Origin of the sequence: Xenorhabdus sp. TS4, assembly GCF_014467265.1 — a bacterium.
In the GTDB taxonomy this organism is placed as follows: domain Bacteria; phylum Pseudomonadota; class Gammaproteobacteria; order Enterobacterales; family Enterobacteriaceae; genus Xenorhabdus; species Xenorhabdus ehlersii.
Map to the genome: position 1 here is coordinate 117,413 of NZ_NKHQ01000022.1, position 15,984 is coordinate 133,396.

General features: G+C 41.0%; 16 protein-coding genes, 2 tRNA genes and 3 pseudogenes. 9 read left to right on the forward strand and 12 right to left on the reverse strand.

Annotated elements, in window-relative coordinates:
* Positions 1–161: 161 nt before the first annotated feature.
* Positions 162–880, forward strand: a pseudogene (locus tag Xets_RS11115) (MFS transporter); the annotation flags it as partial.
* Between the two features lie 34 nt (positions 881–914).
* Here Xets_RS11115 and Xets_RS11120 read toward each other — a convergent pair.
* Positions 915–1,244, reverse strand: coding sequence for a type II toxin-antitoxin system RelE/ParE family toxin (locus Xets_RS11120; RefSeq protein ID WP_099132284.1), 330 nt, complete (start codon positions 1,242–1,244; stop codon positions 915–917).
* Positions 1,219–1,449 carry a hypothetical protein gene (locus tag Xets_RS11125; protein WP_099132285.1) on the reverse strand — a complete coding sequence of 77 codons (231 nt, stop codon included), beginning with the start codon at positions 1,447–1,449 and terminating at the stop codon, positions 1,219–1,221. The genes Xets_RS11120 and Xets_RS11125 overlap by 26 nt, the downstream gene beginning before the upstream one ends.
* 244 nt (positions 1,450–1,693) lie before the next feature.
* On the opposite strand from Xets_RS11125, the pseudogene Xets_RS11130 reads away from it, so the two are divergent.
* A pseudogene (locus Xets_RS11130) lies at positions 1,694–2,080 on the forward strand (MFS transporter); the annotation flags it as partial.
* A gap of 68 nt (positions 2,081–2,148) precedes the next feature.
* Positions 2,149–2,712 (forward strand): lipoprotein, encoded by a 564-nt coding sequence (locus tag Xets_RS11135; protein ID WP_187651670.1) that lies wholly within the window; start codon positions 2,149–2,151, stop codon positions 2,710–2,712.
* A 94-nt stretch (positions 2,713–2,806) separates the two neighbouring features.
* Here Xets_RS11135 and Xets_RS11140 read toward each other — a convergent pair whose 3' ends face one another.
* Together Xets_RS11140 and ghrA are read right to left on the reverse strand one after the other, a co-directional pair.
* On the reverse strand, positions 2,807–3,349 hold the full coding sequence (locus Xets_RS11140; RefSeq protein WP_187651671.1) for a molecular chaperone: 543 nt from the start codon (positions 3,347–3,349) through the stop codon (positions 2,807–2,809).
* Between the two features lie 84 nt (positions 3,350–3,433).
* Positions 3,434–4,381, reverse strand: a complete 948-nt coding sequence (gene ghrA, locus Xets_RS11145; RefSeq protein WP_187651672.1) for a glyoxylate/hydroxypyruvate reductase GhrA — start codon at positions 4,379–4,381, stop codon at positions 3,434–3,436.
* A 317-nt stretch (positions 4,382–4,698) separates the two neighbouring features.
* Between ghrA and Xets_RS11150 the strand changes: the two genes are divergently transcribed.
* A tRNA-Ser gene (locus tag Xets_RS11150) sits at positions 4,699–4,788 on the forward strand.
* Between the two features lie 129 nt (positions 4,789–4,917).
* Positions 4,918–5,007, forward strand: a tRNA-Ser gene (locus Xets_RS11155).
* An 88-nt stretch (positions 5,008–5,095) separates the two neighbouring features.
* On the opposite strand, the pseudogene Xets_RS11160 reads toward Xets_RS11155, so the two are convergent.
* Positions 5,096–5,224 (reverse strand): annotated as a pseudogene (locus Xets_RS11160) (NAD(P)H-quinone oxidoreductase); the annotation flags it as partial.
* A 292-nt stretch (positions 5,225–5,516) separates the two neighbouring features.
* Here Xets_RS11160 and Xets_RS11165 point away from each other — a divergent pair.
* Positions 5,517–5,696, forward strand: coding sequence for a hypothetical protein (locus Xets_RS11165; RefSeq protein ID WP_143707519.1), 180 nt, complete (start codon positions 5,517–5,519; stop codon positions 5,694–5,696).
* Positions 5,697–6,044: 348 nt separating this feature from the next.
* Here Xets_RS11165 and Xets_RS11170 read toward each other — a convergent pair whose 3' ends face one another.
* The gene (locus Xets_RS11170; RefSeq protein ID WP_099132290.1) at positions 6,045–6,548 is read right to left on the reverse strand and encodes a DUF6622 family protein; all 504 of its coding nucleotides are present in this window, start codon (positions 6,546–6,548) and stop codon (positions 6,045–6,047) included.
* Positions 6,549–6,833: 285 nt separating this feature from the next.
* Between Xets_RS11170 and Xets_RS11175 the strand changes: the two genes are divergently transcribed.
* Positions 6,834–7,430, forward strand: a complete 597-nt coding sequence (locus Xets_RS11175; RefSeq protein WP_187651673.1) for a hypothetical protein — start codon at positions 6,834–6,836, stop codon at positions 7,428–7,430.
* A gap of 71 nt (positions 7,431–7,501) precedes the next feature.
* Here the strand turns inward: Xets_RS11175 and Xets_RS11180 are convergent, their stop codons facing one another.
* Both Xets_RS11180 and Xets_RS11185 read right to left on the reverse strand, forming a co-directional pair.
* Complete coding sequence (locus tag Xets_RS11180) at positions 7,502–8,275, reverse strand: alpha/beta fold hydrolase (RefSeq protein ID WP_099132292.1); 774 nt, start codon at positions 8,273–8,275, stop codon at positions 7,502–7,504.
* A gap of 259 nt (positions 8,276–8,534) precedes the next feature.
* Complete coding sequence (locus Xets_RS11185; RefSeq protein ID WP_099132294.1) at positions 8,535–9,212, reverse strand: YafY family protein; 678 nt, start codon at positions 9,210–9,212, stop codon at positions 8,535–8,537.
* 260 nt (positions 9,213–9,472) lie between these two features.
* On the opposite strand from Xets_RS11185, the gene dauA reads away from it, so the two are divergent.
* Together dauA and Xets_RS11195 are read left to right on the forward strand one after the other, a co-directional pair.
* Complete coding sequence (gene dauA / locus Xets_RS11190; RefSeq protein WP_187651674.1) at positions 9,473–11,161, forward strand: C4-dicarboxylic acid transporter DauA; 1,689 nt, start codon at positions 9,473–9,475, stop codon at positions 11,159–11,161.
* Between the two features lie 133 nt (positions 11,162–11,294).
* A complete protein-coding gene (locus tag Xets_RS11195) occupies positions 11,295–12,206 on the forward strand; it encodes an aspartyl protease family protein (RefSeq protein WP_244208719.1) in 912 nt (303 codons plus the stop codon).
* Positions 12,207–12,272: 66 nt separating this feature from the next.
* Here the strand turns inward: Xets_RS11195 and kdsA are convergent, their stop codons facing one another.
* From kdsA to prfA, 4 genes are all read right to left on the reverse strand, one after another.
* Positions 12,273–13,127: a 3-deoxy-8-phosphooctulonate synthase gene (gene kdsA, locus Xets_RS11200; RefSeq protein WP_187651675.1), complete on the reverse strand. Its 855-nt coding sequence runs from the start codon at positions 13,125–13,127 to the stop codon at positions 12,273–12,275.
* A gap of 87 nt (positions 13,128–13,214) precedes the next feature.
* On the reverse strand, positions 13,215–14,024 hold the full coding sequence (sirB1, locus tag Xets_RS11205; protein WP_099132297.1) for an invasion regulator SirB1: 810 nt from the start codon (positions 14,022–14,024) through the stop codon (positions 13,215–13,217).
* Positions 14,008–14,868, reverse strand: a complete 861-nt coding sequence (prmC, locus tag Xets_RS11210) for a peptide chain release factor N(5)-glutamine methyltransferase (protein WP_099132298.1) — start codon at positions 14,866–14,868, stop codon at positions 14,008–14,010. Before prmC ends, sirB1 begins: the two co-directional genes overlap by 17 nt.
* Complete coding sequence (gene prfA / locus Xets_RS11215) at positions 14,868–15,950, reverse strand: peptide chain release factor 1 (protein ID WP_099132299.1); 1,083 nt, start codon at positions 15,948–15,950, stop codon at positions 14,868–14,870. The genes prmC and prfA overlap by 1 nt, the downstream gene beginning before the upstream one ends.
* Positions 15,951–15,984 lie beyond the last annotated feature (34 nt).

Sequence of the window (15,984 nt, forward strand, 5' to 3'; positions counted from 1 at the left end):
TTTACCTTGGAAAATTTATTAAGTAATTTAGCGTTTACGGCATTTTTAATCACCATCTGACGATAAAAAAATATCATCTATATCCCTCTACCTTAATACTCAAATTAAGTCCAAAATAACAAAGTATTCACATTTATCTTTTCATATTTCAATGGTGCAAAATGTCATTAGTTTCACAAGCGCGTAGCTTGGGTAAATATTTTCTTTTATTTGATAATCTGTTAGATGTTTTAGGATTTTTTGTTGTTTTTCCCCTAATTTCTATTCGTTTCGTCGAACAACTTGGCTGGGCTGCCGTTATTGTTGGTTTTGCACTCGGTCTGCGTCAACTGGTACAACAAGGGCTGGGTATCTTTGGTGGTGCTATAGCGGATAGGTTCGGTGCCAAGCCCATGATACGGGTATGTTACTTCGGGCTATGGGTTTTGCCTTGATGGTCATGGCATTTGAGCCTTGGATCTTACTCCTTTCCTGCATCTTATCTGGATTGGGCGGGACATTGTTCGATCCTCCAAGGGCTGCATTGGTCATAAAATTAACCCGCCCTCATGAACGTAACCGTTTCTATTCGCTTTTATTGATGCAAGATAGTGCAGGTGCCGTCATTGGTGCACTGATAGGAAGCTGGTTGCTGCAATATAATTTCAATATTGTCTGCTGGATTGGTGCAACAATTTTTGTACTGGCCGCTCACTTTAACGCTTTGTTTCTGCCGGCATACCGTATCTCAACAATTCGTACACCAATCAAGGAAGGTATGGGGCGTGTGATTAGAGATCGGCGGTTTTTTTTTTACGTACTGACATTAACCGGTTATTTTGTCCTATCAGTACAAGTTATGTTGATGTTTCCGATCATAATCCATGAAATTTCCGGTACAGCTACCTAATACCGCGAGTGCGAGGCCTTATGTGTTATTTAATAAACTTTAAATCGTCTTTCCTGTGTCGCTTTTGTTCCTGATAGAAATTTTTATGAGAACCAAAATTCAACAGGTATAGTTCTATTTTTTCTTCAACCCAATGATATCCCAACAATGTTAGCTGGTTATTTAACTGAAATTTGTGAACACGAAGAAAACTTAAATCGCCTTTCTTCTGTTCGCCAATCTCGGGGTCGTCGATAATTTTCTCTATCTCATCTTCCACTACTGCAAGAAGATTTTCAGGTAATTTAGATAACGCTTTAGAGAAACGCCTTGTTTCATAAACATCAATCTTAGGACTTTTTTGTCCTTCTGACATAACGCGACACCTTACTATTGTCGACTTCGCTTTTCGCTAGTAACGAATCAAGGATAAAGGAGTATGGCAAATCTGGGTTATCTTCGGCGATGCGACCTATTTTTGCCCAATGCTCGATTTGCTTTGGCACACTCCTGCTTGACGCTTCTGCGTGGATTTTTACATCACTCACGAAGTCATCATCTAAACGGATACTAATAGCCATCTGCGTATTCTCTCTGCGGGATTTGTATTACATGCGATGTGAGACGCATACGCCTTCGGAAGCGCACTTATAATATGCGCCATTTTGTCAAATAATGCAATCTTTTGTCGCGTTAAATGATTGTATGGTTGCGCGATATGCCAGAACCACTTGAATTTGTTCCGTTATGGGAATTCCCATATCGAATGAATATCAATTAGTTAGGATTGCAGATACGAAAAAGGCCAAGATTTACTTAGCTTAGGAACAACGCCTAATGGCAGGTCTGTTTTTAATGAGTCTTTGCATGTTCCCAATAGGTTGGGTCAATCAACTGCACCTCATATTTGGCCTGATTTGTCTGTTCTATCTGGGCATGGTAACAGCAGAGCCGGCACGTGAAACCCTGAGTGCTTCACTGGCTGATCCACGGGCACGCGGTAGTTACATGGGATTCAGCCGACTGGGGCTGGCATTAGGAGGCGCGTTGGGCTATACCGGCGGAGAGTGGCTCTATGATGCAGGCCACGCCTTGAATATACCGCAATTACCGTGGCTCCTGCTGGGATTGGTGGGCTTAGTTACCATTTATGCCCTGCACCATCAGTTCAACCAGAAGAAAATTGAACCTATCATTATTAGCAAGCATTAATCATATGATGAGCTAATTAAGTAATAATTAGTGTAAGATCTGCTCATTGAAAACAAAAGGAGACAACAATGAGAAGATTTTTCTTAGGGGTAATCTTGCTACTGGCAGGATTAATCAGCGGCTGTGATCAATTCAAGGAAGTCAGTATTAACGAAGGTTTGCTGAATGATTATTTATTAAAAAGAGTTCATTATCAAAAGCAAATTAGCCTGCCCGCGGCGACCAAAGCCAATATCACACTAGGAGATTTGACCAGTCAGATCGGCCGCCAAGATCTAGAAAAAATTGAATTATCGACTCTGGCAAAAGTTCAATTAGTGACCTTACTGGGAACGGTTCATGCTGATATGAAACTGACTATTAGGGCTAAGCCGATATTTGATGCGGAAAAAGGCGCTATTTTCATTAAGGGATTGGAAATCGTAGACTACCAAACCACACCAGAAAAAGTCGCCACGCCAATTAAAACGTTACTCCCTTATTTGAATGTGTCTTTAAGTGAGTTTTTTGATGCACACCCGGTTTATGTTTTAAATCCAGAAAAAAGCAAGTCTGAAGCTGCTGCTTTAAAATTAGCCAAAGGCTTGGAAATTCAACCCGGTAAATTGGTTATTGATTTGGTTGATAAATAATTTTCATTATCGATAAAATAGTAAGGGCGGGTTATTTAATAACCCGCCCTTACTTATTATCGCTATTTACCGATTGGCTTATCTATATGAGTTGTCACTCTACTTCCAGCTCTTCACGTAACGCTTGCAATGCCTCTCGAGTAATAATCACCAACGTCCGATAAAAACCGCTGGTCGCATGGGCTTCAACTTTACCAAGAAATTGCCCACACCAAGGCAACAAATATTCATCAAACAACTTAATCTGGGCCTGGACTTCATCCTCTGCGGCCTGATCTTCCAGCCATGATGCAGCCAACAATAAGGAGCCAAATTGATCAGCAGGGATATCAGTCAAAGGCATGCCTCGCTCCACCAAAAACTGGCGTACTTCACTTTCATCTTTATCAGTATAATCAGAGCGGCAGACTGCAACACCCGCAGACGCTCCAGTAAACAAGGCATGATAATCGGCTTCAACCACCGATAACTCACTGTTTTTCTGTAACCTATCCAATAACTCATCCTGATCCAAAGGCCACAATGGTTTCAATTTTCCCTCAGCAATCATGGTGATTACAGGTTGCAAAACAGGATCTTTTGGTGCCCGGTTAAACAATGTTCCCAATATGCGGCAGACAACAGAAAATTCGTTCATGGTTTAATTCACCCCCAATAACTTACCTAAATAATAAATATTTGTTATTGTCCCTAATCGTCTGCCTTGCTGTAAAGCGACTTATTAATAACCAAGGGTCATATCAACAAGGCCAATGGGTGATTCACCTTTTTCCATTCGTCGAATATTGTCACAAATCATATCCATAGCTTCATCAGGAATAGTCTTAGCCGCGATATGTGGAGTGATATTAATGCGTGGATGAGTCCAGAAAGGATGCAAATTTGATAGTGGTTCTTCAACAAATACATCAAGGGTCGCACCAGCCACATAACCTTTATCAATGGCTGTCAGCAAATCTTGCTCTACCAATTGAGCGCCTCGTGCAATATTGATCACATATGAGCCAGATTTTAACTGCCTGAATAATGAAAGATTTAAGAGACCACGAGTCTCTGGCGTATCCGGCAGGATATTAATCAATACCTTACATTCAGAAAGAAAGTCATCTAATTGTGCTGTCCCATAAAAATTCTCAACCTGATCAATTTGTTTTGGCGTTCGGCTCCAACAACGAACGTTGAAATCAAATTCTTTCAATTTTTCAATAACGCTACGCCCCAAAACGCCTGCCCCCAAGACACCAATAACAAACTCTTTTCGATTATGGGAAGGCATGGGATTCCAAAGACGCTGTGCTTGATATTGTTTATATTCATCCATGCGGCGGAAATAATATAAAACTGAGGAAACCGCATATTCCTGCATTTGCTGTGCCATGCCCGTATCTTCAAGACGTATTAGCGGTATTCCCTTAGGCAATGTCCCCGGATTTTCTAATTCTTGTTGAAGAATGGCATCCACTCCAGCCCCAAGTGAAAATATCCCTTTGATATCCTGGCGGTTAGCTAACATTTCATAGGGAGATAACCAAACTAAAGCATAATCAGCAGGGGCGTTATCACCACTAATCCATTGCCGGACGTTAGCCTCAGGTAATCTAGCGTGTATTCCCTGAATCCATTTATCGCAATTAAAATTGGGGGAAGAGTGAAAGAAAATGATGTTCATAAAATCTCATTCCTTTTTGTTTTTCTAATAGGGTTAACTTATTGCCGAAAAGGTTGCAAGCCTCCAATTAGGAAGGTGGGAATGAAAATATTGATAATGTTATCTGGTTAACAAATTTGCCATGATTCGTTGCAACAAAAAAAGCACTTTTATTCCCGTAATTGACTACCAGCCACACAAATTGTTTTTTATTTGTCTAATCGGTCAAAAAGCCTGAAAAAATCGCCATAAGCCTGTTGACGCCTGCCCTGCTTTTCCCTATAGTAGCGCCCCGTTGCAGCGACGAACTCAAGAGAAATCACTGCAATATAAAATATGGTGAGGTGTCCGAGAGGCTGAAGGAGCACGCCTGGAAAGTGTGTATACGTGAAAACGTATCGAGGGTTCGAATCCCTCCCTCACCGCCATATTCTATGAAAGAGTCTGAACAGAATGGTCAGGCTTTTTTAATGCCCGACAAATTAACCATAAATAGTTGGGTTCATTAGTAATACGATTACAATAGTGCATTCTTATTGAATGCAACAAAAAAATTCGGTGAGGTGTCCGAGAGGCTGAAGGAGCACGCCTGGAAAGTGTGTATACGTGAAAACGTATCGAGGGTTCGAATCCCTCCCTCACCGCCATATTCTATGAAATAGCCTGAATATCAATTCAGGCTATTTTTCATCCAAAATACCCAATAAAACCGCCTATACCACCAGCATAGTGTAGAATCACATAAGCACCAAATGCTTTTGCCAGTAAAGTGGCAACAGTGCCAATACCCGAAGTGCCACCGTGGACTAAAACCGTTTCACCCGCTTTCAACTTGCCACGTTGGAATAGATTCACCCATACCGAATCTGCCGGAATCTGGATACGGACATCCAAACGACAGCGTTCGGGCAGATGGGTGTGCTGACGGTGGAACATGCGAATCGTGATGCCACCATCCCGTGGGCGTTAGGTACGTGATGGGAACGAGGTAAGAGCATGGGTTATTCCTTTAACCACTCAAGGGAATTGGTAAAAAATATTCACTTTAATTTCAGATGTTAATTAATTGTTAAGCATTATTCGCTTGTTATTGGGTGAAAATGGGTTTACTAGGTTAATTGGTCTTTGTTGTAGTCAACAAAATAAGGTGAATAAAATGAAAAAATACGCGCTTCTTTGCCTGTTGGCGGGTTCGGCTATTCTACCACTGCAAACTTATGCCGACACTCCCGTTATTTCCCCGAGTGATCCTTTATATCTTATTTGCGTACTAATACCTACGTTGCCGTGGTGCGATGTTGTGCCCATTATTCCTCCGGCAACCCTGCCAAATTAACTAATGTAACATACTAAAATAAATCGAGTAGGACGGTAAAATTCTCGCCGTCCTCACGTAATGACACTGCATTTAGTCCTGCCACCCCAGTATCATTTGCTCTGGGGTGGCAATGTGTTGTTCTCCATCCAAATAACCCCCTCTGGCTTTTGGTCATGCCTCCAATAGTTAGATAGTTATGATATACCTCCTCTTGATTTTTTTCTTGGGGATTGCCATTAATTGTGAGATCGCAGCCATGAATCAGTAATTGCCATATCATCTTCCTCAAAAATAATACAGCTTTTAATGTAGTTTATGTACGCACTCGTGTACATCTTTTTCATAACTGCATATAGCTGTTAATGACTAATTAATATTAGTCTTATAGTGAATAAATAAATTAAGCGTTCCTCCCCAAAAGACACCGCCCGATAGACCACAGATAAAACCAAACAGTAAATTAAAACTGAAAGAATATAACAAATTAGAGTTAATACTCATCATGGCAGAAATAATAAATTTTACTATAAAAACAGTAAGAATCAGACTCAAAGTCAAAGGAGTTCCTGAACGAATGATTGAGCCATCTTCATGACCCTTTCTTAATCTTGGTTGACTACGCCATAAGCCCCATCCGATACCCCCACCCACCAAAATACCTACAATAAGCGCCAGGAATGCCGAATCTGGAAATGTCGTTTCATTTAATACACTATAAACAGCCCATATTAAAAACAAAACTGGCATAAAAAACAGTCGATCAATACGCATTTCTCTGTCATATAATGCATTGATACCCCGTTTAATCAGAAAAATAAATAAAATCCAAACCCAGATAGGAGTACCTTTAATAATGGCTAAAATTGACATATTACTCACCCTTCTTACATTGAGCATTAAGCCCTTTACATTTTAAATAAAATAGTCCATCCTTCATATTTATTCATCATTAAGCTGTCAATTCTTAATATGATATGGACAGAGTCGTTATGTCAGTATCAGTTACTGATAACATGCAGGGATAAAAGTAACAAATCAAAATAATACCAAAAGTAAACAAATTGCACTTTAATTTACATTCTCAGTAACCTTATGAAAAACAAAAATCACTCAATAACAACCTCCCATTTTTAACCACAATATAGGGGATAAGCGGTGACATTTTTAGGAATAGTCAATAGTAAAGAATATAAGGAATGGAAGCACCCAACACCTTTTCTCCCTTACTTTCATTTTCATGAAATCCATGAATCAGAATCTATAAAGATACCAGCGAAAGAAATAATCCAAGCTGTAAAAGACTTTGAAATGACCGATGATTTATTTATTAAAACTTTGTCCAAAATCAGAAATATGCCAACTTATTTAATTAATAAATTAGGAAGAAAAAACAATAACCAAGAATTTGGCTTAAAAACCTTTACCCCACTTAATGAAAATAGCCATGAAATATCAATGGGATTAACTGGCAGGTTTTGGCAAATGGATTTAGGTATCATACACCAAGCTGATCTGGAATCATTTATTAACTTTGATGATCATAAATCAGCCAAATTGGTGCTGCGCTTTTTAGTCAGGGAACATCTTAATGACTATCATTCACTAGTGACCGAAACATTCATTTTTTGCCCCAATGATAATGTCAAGAAAAAATTTACTTTTTACTGGTTTATAATTAGGCCAGCCAGTGGGTTTATCCGAAAAAGAGCGCTATCTGTAATAATTAAAAAGTTAAAAAATAAACATACCTGAGACACAATTAATTTTCTTATTAAGGAAATGTAATCACAGTTCTCAGGCATGATAAATTTACACATCTGATATTAATGCGACAAAAATTCCTTCAAAAATGGCATCAATAACTCAGGCTTTTCTTCATGAGGAGAATGACCAGTAAAAGGAATATTTAATAAGTAAGAATGGGTGACTTGATCAACTAACTCAGTTAAGTAAGTGCGTGACACTAAGCTATCCTTATCCCCCCGCACTGCCATTAATTCACAAGTGATCTTACGGATAGATTGATTTGGATAGCCGTCGTCACTAGCATCAAGCCACATAGTAACAACACTGCTTATCAGTTTGTTGAAATCTGCTTTCGGATTCAATCTATAGTAGTTATCATAGCTGCCCGGCAACATCGCCTTCCAGCTTTCCGCTGTAATTTGTTTAAATATATCTCGTGCCGGATCATTTCCTTTTAAGATCCAATGAGCACCTATCGCCACCATTTTATCAATTGAAACGATCCCAGCAGCAGCCAATCGTAACGCAACAATACCTCCGTCACTATGACCAATAATACTGCATTTCTCTAACCTTAAATGGTTGGCTATCGCTTCTACATCTTGTTGGAGACGTTTATACGATAGGCTTTTTTGTCCCAAAGTCGATTTTCCCTGCCCTCGGCTATCTATGCCAATCAGTTGATAAGACTTTCCAAGATCGCCTACCAATCGATTAAACGTTTCAATGGTACTTAAACCACCATGTAAAAAAATGAGTGGGTAACCATTGGCATTACCTTGGATCTCATAATAGATATGGGCACCGTCAACTTCTAAATAACTACCATCTTGATGATTAAAACCAAACATAGAACATTATCTCCTTTATGCTTCTTTACCTGCAGTAAATGCTATAGGTTTAACAACAGAAACGAGTTTTGCTGTCTCGGTTTTTTCAACCACAGCTTTTAGTCTTGAGGAACCAAATATGAGATGGCTTTGCATTTACCGATGTAGAAAAGGTTAGGGTTAACATAAAAAGACTCCAACAGCCAGATAGCGGGTTCAGTACATTAAGAGCCCTCAAGATAACAAACCCGTGTGACAGTTTTTGTCAGTAGTTAATGCACTATTTTTCCATTTCCCGCCATTCTTTAAGTAAAGACTGTCTTGAACGGGGATAACACTGTTGTTCTATCTTCAAATGGCTCATTCTATCCGATCTGAAATGGCGAAATGTTTTTCTTAATTCACACCAACCAATAACAATACTGATATTCTCAAAATATCCCAATGCAAATGGCCATATTGTTCTTGTCGATTGATTGTTTTTGAGATCTAAATAAGTGAAAGTGATTTTATGCCGATGACTGATCGCTTGCCGTATTTGCGGGATATCAATGGAAGGTTCAATTTTCGTAGTAGCTGGCCCAATTAATAATGAATTTGTCTCAAGATATTGTTTGAGTTCTGTTGGGATAACCGCTGCAATTTTATTGATCGCACTGTTTGCAGATGTTTTTAATTGTGAATCAGCGCGTTTTGCCACCCAACTAGCCCCTAATACCAAGGCTTCCATCTCATTTTGCGTTAACATCAACGGTGGTAAAACAAATCCCGGCTGTAAGACATAGCCTATACCCGCTTCTCCCTCGATACTTGCACCTTGAGCCTGTAAGGTCGCAATATCCCGATAGAGAGTCCTTAAGCTAATGTTCAACTTCTGCGCCAATACCTTGCCCTGCACGGGAAAATGATAACTGCGTAATATTTCCATCAAAGTTAACAAACGTTGTGTCCTAGACAATTTATCATATCCTTAATGTTAACCAATTGATTCATCCAAACTGCATTATCATTATTCCATAATTGCTTTTAAACTGTATAACAGCAGCAAATCTGTTACTAGCACCAATTCTGGGCATTGCGATGACTCACTCAAGGTAAAATTAGACGAGTTGGTTAACTTTTTGACATGTAACACTTTTCTGATCTGACAAAAGCGATATGCTGGTATTACTTCTTTCAGTTCATCATCTGCTATCTTATTTTTTGGTTCTTAATTAAATGAATACTCGTAAAGTTAGGGGAATACGTCCATTTAGTGCGCTTATTGACGCTTGTTGGAAAGAAACTTACTCTTTTCACCGTTTTATCAAAGACATGATTGCTGGGATCACCGTGGGAATAATTGCTATCCCACTGGCAATGGCTCTGGCAATCGGCAGTGGTGTTGCACCACAATACGGCCTGTATACTGCGGCCATTGCCGGTATTATTATTGCTGTGACCGGAGGATCACGTTATAGCGTTTCCGGCCCAACAGCAGCTTTTGTGGTGATACTCTATCCTGTATCACAGCAATTTGGCCTCAGTGGCTTGCTTATCGCCACGCTTATGTCAGGCATTATTTTGCTTATCATGGGATTAGCGCGATTTGGCCGACTGATTGAGTACATTCCACTGTCTGTTACGCTTGGGTTCACTTCTGGTATTGCTATTACTATCGCTACCATGCAAGTGCAAAATTTTTTCGGCCTGAAACTAGACCATGTGCCGGAAAATTATATTAATAAGGTAATTGCCCTCTCCCAAGCGTTTCCTTCATTACAACTCAGCGATACCCTCATCGGTTTAACAACCTTGCTGGTATTGATTTTCTGGCCAAAACTAGGGTTAAAGTTACCCGGTCACTTACCGGCGTTAATGGCAGGTACGGGTATCATGGGGATCATGCATTTGTTAGGCCATGATGTGGCAACAATTGGTTCATCATTTAGCTATACGCTGGAAGATGGTACACAGGGCCAAGGTATTCCCCCTATTCTTCCCCAATTTATCCTGCCGTGGCAATTGCCTGATACTCACTCTCTTGATATTAGCTGGAATACAGTATCAGCATTACTGCCCGCAGCATTTTCTATGGCAATGTTAGGGGCAATTGAATCCCTGTTATGTGCCGTTATTCTGGATGGTATGACCGGAAAAAAACATCATTCCAACAGTGAATTGATCGGCCAAGGAATGGGTAATATTGTCGCCCCCTTCTTTGGTGGGATCACGGCAACTGCGGCTATCGCCCGTTCAGCCGCCAATGTGCGGGCAGGTGCAACCTCACCAATTTCTGCTATCGTTCACTCCCTGCTGGTATTATTGGCACTGCTGGTTCTTGCCCCAATGCTTTCTTATTTACCGCTGGCCGCTATGTCAGCCATTTTGCTGATTGTAGCTTGGAATATGAGCGAAGCCCATAAGGTCATAGACCTCATTCGCCGTGCCCCCAAAGACGATATCATTGTCATGTTGCTGTGTATGTTATTAACCGTTCTGTTTGATATGGTGGTGGCAATCACAATAGGCATTGTGTTGGCTTCACTACTGTTTATGCGCAAAATTGCCAATATGACCCGAATCAGCATTTCTTCTGCAACAAATCATGATACAGGTTTGTTGGTTGTGCGAATTAATGGTCCTCTGTTTTTTGCAGCTGCGGAGCGCATTTTTACTGAACTGAAAAAACAAGGAACCGATTATCACACCATTATTATGCAGTGGGATGCTGTTCCGGTTCTGGATGCAGGTGGGCTACATGCTTTTCAAGGATTTGTTCGGGAGATGGGAAAAGAGAAACATCTCGTTGTGTGCGATATATCCTTCCAGCCCTTGAAAACGTTGGCACGAGCCAAAGTCGAACCAATTAAAGGGCAATTGAGCTTTTATGCCACTTTATCCAAAGCACTGAAAGAAATAGATTAACCTAAATCTCCAAATAAGAATATTAGGTGCATTTTTTGGTCTAATATTCTTATCGTTATTGCAAAATTCACAATAAGCTTATTTTTCCCCCTAAAATTTGACTTAAATATGAACGCAGATATGGAGAATTTTCATGCTTTTTTCACTCAATAAACATCTTATGGCAACAGCATTTATCGTTTTTTCTTCCGTTACGTCATTGTTTGTCACAGATTCCATGGCTGCTGAAGAAGTCATACATATAGATTTTCAATTTGATAAATTCTCTCTGCCGGTAGCAACTCTCGAAATTGATGGAAAAAAGCAAAATTTAATGCTCGATACAGGTGCATCTCAAGCCCTCCATTTAACTAAAGAGTTTATGTCGGAAATCTCAGGCTTAGTGATAGATCCTGAAAAAGCACGCTCTACTGACATTACAGGCAAAGTTTTTTTTAATGATAAATTTCACATTCCACAACTTTCGATAAACGGAATGATATTTAAGGATATTACCGGAGTTTCGCTAACACCATGGGGAGTGACCTTGTTAGGTCAAGAAAAAAAGCTTCCTACTTCGATGGTAATGGGCCCTAACTTATTCAAAGATAAAGTTGTTCTTATCGATTACAAAAACCAGAAATTGTCAGTTTCTGATCATTTGCAAGCGTTGGACGTCAATGTGACTGATGGTTGGAGTGAATTACCGTTGAGACTCACTCAAGAAGGCATTGTTGTCAAAGTTTCACAAAACGCCAAGAATTACAACATGATCCTGGATACTGGTGCATCAGCTTCCGTTTTTTGGCAACAAAGGTTGCAATCACCTCCAGTTATCCTTCCCTGCGGGGCTTTGAGAGAAGATCTGGACAAAGAAGAATGCATTGTATCGACGTTTCAACTTGATGAGAAAAATGCTAAAAAAATAAAACTGAATTCACTACTGATTGATGGAGATTTTAATCATTTAAATGCGGATGGACTAATTGGAAATAACTTCTTCAATCAATATGCAGTATTAATTGACTTTCCTGGTAAGAGATTATTTATTAAAGATAATGCGTAAAAAATCAGCGGTTACAGGGCAAAATGTCTGTAACCGCATTATCAAAAAACCAAACAGATCCCGTGATTATTTGCTGGTATCCAACTCTGGGAAATTTTTCACCACATCATCAATGGCTTTTATCTGCATCAGGAATGGCTCCAGTTTTGCCAACGGCAATGCTGATGGGCCATCACATTTTGCATTTTCTGGATCAGGATGGGCTTCAAGGAACAAACCGGCAATTCCTACCGCCATACCAGCACGTGCCAACTCTGACACTTGCGCACGGCGACCGCCGGAAGCTGTACCAAAAGGATCACGGAATTGCAATGAGTGAGTGACATCAAAAATCACCGGTGAACCATGAGTCGCCTGTTTCATGACACCAAAGCCCAACATATCGACGACCAGATTGTCGTAACCAAAATTACTGCCACGGTCACACAGTATTACCTGATCGTTACCGCCTTCTTTAAATTTTTCAACGATATTTCCCATCTGCCCTGGGCTAACAAACTGAGGTTTTTTGACATTAATAACTGCGCCAGTTTTTGCCATCGCTTCAACCAGATCAGTCTGGCGGGCAAGGAAAGCGGGAAGCTGGATGACATCAACCACATCTGCAACAGGTTGGGCTTGCGCGGGTTCATGTATATCAGTGATGATCTTCACGCCAAAAGTCTGCTTCAGCTCTTGAAAGATTCTCATTCCCTCTTCCAAACCAGGCCCGCGATAGGAATGGATCGAAGAACGGTTAGCCTTATCAAAAGACGCCTTAAAAACATAAGGAATGCCCAGTTTTTGCGTTACAGTCACATAGTGTTCACAAATACGCATGGCCAAATCCCGTGACTCAAGGACATTCATACCGCCAAACAGTACAAAAGGCAGATCATTTGCGACCTTGATGTCACCAATATTAACCACTTTCTGTTGCATGTTTATACCTTCTCTTGTTAAGGACAAATAAATTTGCTGTATCCATAAAATAAATAAGAAGCAGAGAAATGCCGCTTTATAACGCCTTTAATGGAGGATGAGCGCTCTCTGATCAATAGAGTTAATCTGCATTTTTATCATTTCTGAGATCGGGTCCTCAGGGCAATGCTCCACGAAATAACTCAAATCTGAAACAGCAATGTGATTACAATCGAGCTGCGCATAAATCAGCCCTCGGTCGCGGATTTCATACGGATCTTCGGGATCGAACATCAGCACGACTTCGCTGGCTTTTAACGCCAACTCCATCTTTTTCTCTTCCATTAAGGAAATTTTGATAATATCGGTAACTTTTCGCACAATGCTGTTATTATCGGCTTCCTGTAAGTCCTTATTTTCCAAACGAACCATCGGGCCAATATTACCTTTCAACCAGACATCAAGGATATGTTCGTTGAGCGTATCGCCATTCATCGGGTTAATAAACCATGTCGGCTCATCAGCCAAATCAACCCGCAAGATTAACTGTGTCGGGAATATAACAGGCTGTACGGGCAATGCCAGCGTCTGGGCAATATGGGCAAATATCGTCCCCAATGTTACGGGAGCGCCTTGGCGTGAACGCAATACATTATCCAACCACAAGGTATCAGATAAACAATACACCCCATTCGCTCCACCAAATTTCCATTCTCGATAAAAAAGCGTCAACAGTGCTTGTAATTTTGCTTTGGTGTCAGTAATAAAGGAAAGTTTTTGTCGCGCTTCTTCAACCAATGCCGTTAACTGCTCAGTCACCATTGTGTGGTGGAAATCAGGACGAATGGCCCGTGTTACCAGAATAATACCATCTATCAGGGAAGCATTATTGAATTCATAATTAACTATGGTTTTCATCTTTATTCCATCGACCTACCGTGATACGTTCGTTACCACCATAATCCTGAAAAGTTGCTATCTGTTGATAACCTTTTTCCAAAAATAGGTTTCTGACAACGATTCCCTGTTTCCAGCCATGTTCCAATAATAGCCATCCATTTGGTAACAGGAAGTGGCGAGCCTGCTCTATAATTGTCTGCAAATCTGCTATGCCATTTTGTGCAGCGATCAATGCAGTGGCTGGTTCAAACCTGACATCTCCTTCGCGCAAATGAGGGTCAAGCTCATCAATATATGGAGGATTACTGACAATCATATCAAATTGTTTTTCACCAACCGCAGAAAACCACTCACTTTGCAGAAAATTCACATTGTGAACAGACAATTTTTCCGCGTTTCTCGCAGCATTATGTTTTGCTAATGCTACTGCATCAGGATTGATATCCACCCCAGTGACATAGCAATCATGCCGCTCACTTGCCAGCGCCAATGCAATTGCCCCTGTTCCCGTGCCGAGATCCAAGATCTGTGCCGATGATTCAGGCAATAGTTCCAAAGCTTTTTCAACCAAGCATTCCGTATCAGGACGTGGGATTAAAGTTGCTGGTGATACAGTCAGGGGCAACGACCAAAATTCACGCTCCCCCACAATATAAGCAATCGGCTCTCCCTGAATACGACGGGCCAACAAAGCATTAAGCTGGTTAACTGCTTCTGGAGAAATCGATGTTTCATTGAATGCAATTAAATAAGTACGGGAACGCCCTGTTACGTGTTGCAACAGGATTTCTGCATCACGCTTAGGGCTATCACTTTCAGTCAACTGCATAGCTGCATGCCGGAGCCAATGTTGATAATTCATCAATCCTGCTCTGATAATGCGGATAATTGGTCTGCTTGATATTCAGTAATGATAGGTTGGATAAGCATGTCCAGTTTACCTTCCATGACTTCCTCAAGACGGTATAACGTTAGGTTGATACGGTGATCAGTAACCCGTCCCTGTGGGAAGTTATAGGTGCGGTTGCGATCTGAACGGTCACCGGTGCCGAGCAAATTGCGGCGTTCAGAGGCTTCGGCTTCCTGACGCTTTTGCATCTCAGCGGCACGAATACGCGCCGCAAGCACAGACATCGCTTTTGCTTTGTTCTTGTGCTGGGAACGCTCATCCTGACACTCCACAACAATCCCCGTTGGCAGGTGGGTAATGCGAATTGCGGAGTCAGTGGTATTGACGTGCTGTCCGCCCGCGCCGGAAGAGCGATAAGTATCAATTTTCAGATCGCCTGGATTGATCTCCGGTAATTCCGCTTCCGGGATTTCTGGCAGGATAGCCACTGTACAAGCAGAAGTATGAATACGCCCCTGGGATTCTGTTTCCGGCACACGCTGAACACGATGACCACCAGACTCAAATTTCAGGTGACCATAAACTTGCTCACCAGAAATTTTGGCAATTACTTCTTTATATCCGCCATGTTCACCTTCATTGGCACTCATGATCTCAACTTTCCAGCGACGGGATTCTGCATAACGGCTATACATACGGAATAAATCTCCGGCGAATATCGCAGCTTCATCACCGCCCGTTCCAGCACGAACTTCAAGGAAACAGTTGCGCTCGTCATCCGGATCTTTCGGTAATAACAGCATTTGCAGTTGCTGTTCCAGCTCTTCATTACGAATTTTTGCGTTTTTGAGTTCTTCCTGCGCCATTTCCCGCATTTCGGGATCATCAAGCATCATCTCAGCTGTTTCAATATCATCCTGAACGCTTTTCCAGACTTTAAAACAGTTAGTCACATCGGTCAGTTGAGCATATTCCTTTGATAACGCGCGAAAACGCTCTTGATCAGCGATAACCTCAGCATCACCGAGGTGAGCCAAAACTTCTTCATGGCGTTCTTGCAATGCTTCCAATTTAGCGACAATAGAAGGCTTCATTCGTAATATCAGACCTTATTTAGAATAGGGTTAG

Bases quoted from the DNA above. Each gene is read 5' to 3' on its own strand.
- prmC (WP_099132298.1), bottom strand. From the start codon at position 14,868: ATGAATTATCAACATTGGCTCCGGCATGCAGCTATGCAGTTGACTGAA.
- Xets_RS11135 (WP_187651670.1), top strand. From the start codon at position 2,149: ATGAGAAGATTTTTCTTAGGGGTAATCTTGCTACTGGCAGGATTAATC.
- prfA (WP_099132299.1), bottom strand. From the start codon at position 15,950: ATGAAGCCTTCTATTGTCGCTAAATTGGAAGCATTGCAAGAACGCCAT.
- Xets_RS11195 (WP_244208719.1), top strand. From the start codon at position 11,295: ATGCTTTTTTCACTCAATAAACATCTTATGGCAACAGCATTTATCGTT.
- Xets_RS11180 (WP_099132292.1), bottom strand. From the start codon at position 8,275: ATGTTTGGTTTTAATCATCAAGATGGTAGTTATTTAGAAGTTGACGGT.
- Xets_RS11125 (WP_099132285.1), bottom strand. From the start codon at position 1,449: ATGGCTATTAGTATCCGTTTAGATGATGACTTCGTGAGTGATGTAAAA.
- kdsA (WP_187651675.1), bottom strand. From the start codon at position 13,127: ATGCAACAGAAAGTGGTTAATATTGGTGACATCAAGGTCGCAAATGAT.
- Xets_RS11165 (WP_143707519.1), top strand. From the start codon at position 5,517: ATGAAAAAATACGCGCTTCTTTGCCTGTTGGCGGGTTCGGCTATTCTA.
- dauA (WP_187651674.1), top strand. From the start codon at position 9,473: ATGAATACTCGTAAAGTTAGGGGAATACGTCCATTTAGTGCGCTTATT.
- Xets_RS11170 (WP_099132290.1), bottom strand. From the start codon at position 6,548: ATGTCAATTTTAGCCATTATTAAAGGTACTCCTATCTGGGTTTGGATT.
- Xets_RS11140 (WP_187651671.1), bottom strand. From the start codon at position 3,349: ATGAACGAATTTTCTGTTGTCTGCCGCATATTGGGAACATTGTTTAAC.
- ghrA (WP_187651672.1), bottom strand. From the start codon at position 4,381: ATGAACATCATTTTCTTTCACTCTTCCCCCAATTTTAATTGCGATAAA.
- Xets_RS11120 (WP_099132284.1), bottom strand. From the start codon at position 1,244: ATGTCAGAAGGACAAAAAAGTCCTAAGATTGATGTTTATGAAACAAGG.
- sirB1 (WP_099132297.1), bottom strand. From the start codon at position 14,024: ATGAAAACCATAGTTAATTATGAATTCAATAATGCTTCCCTGATAGAT.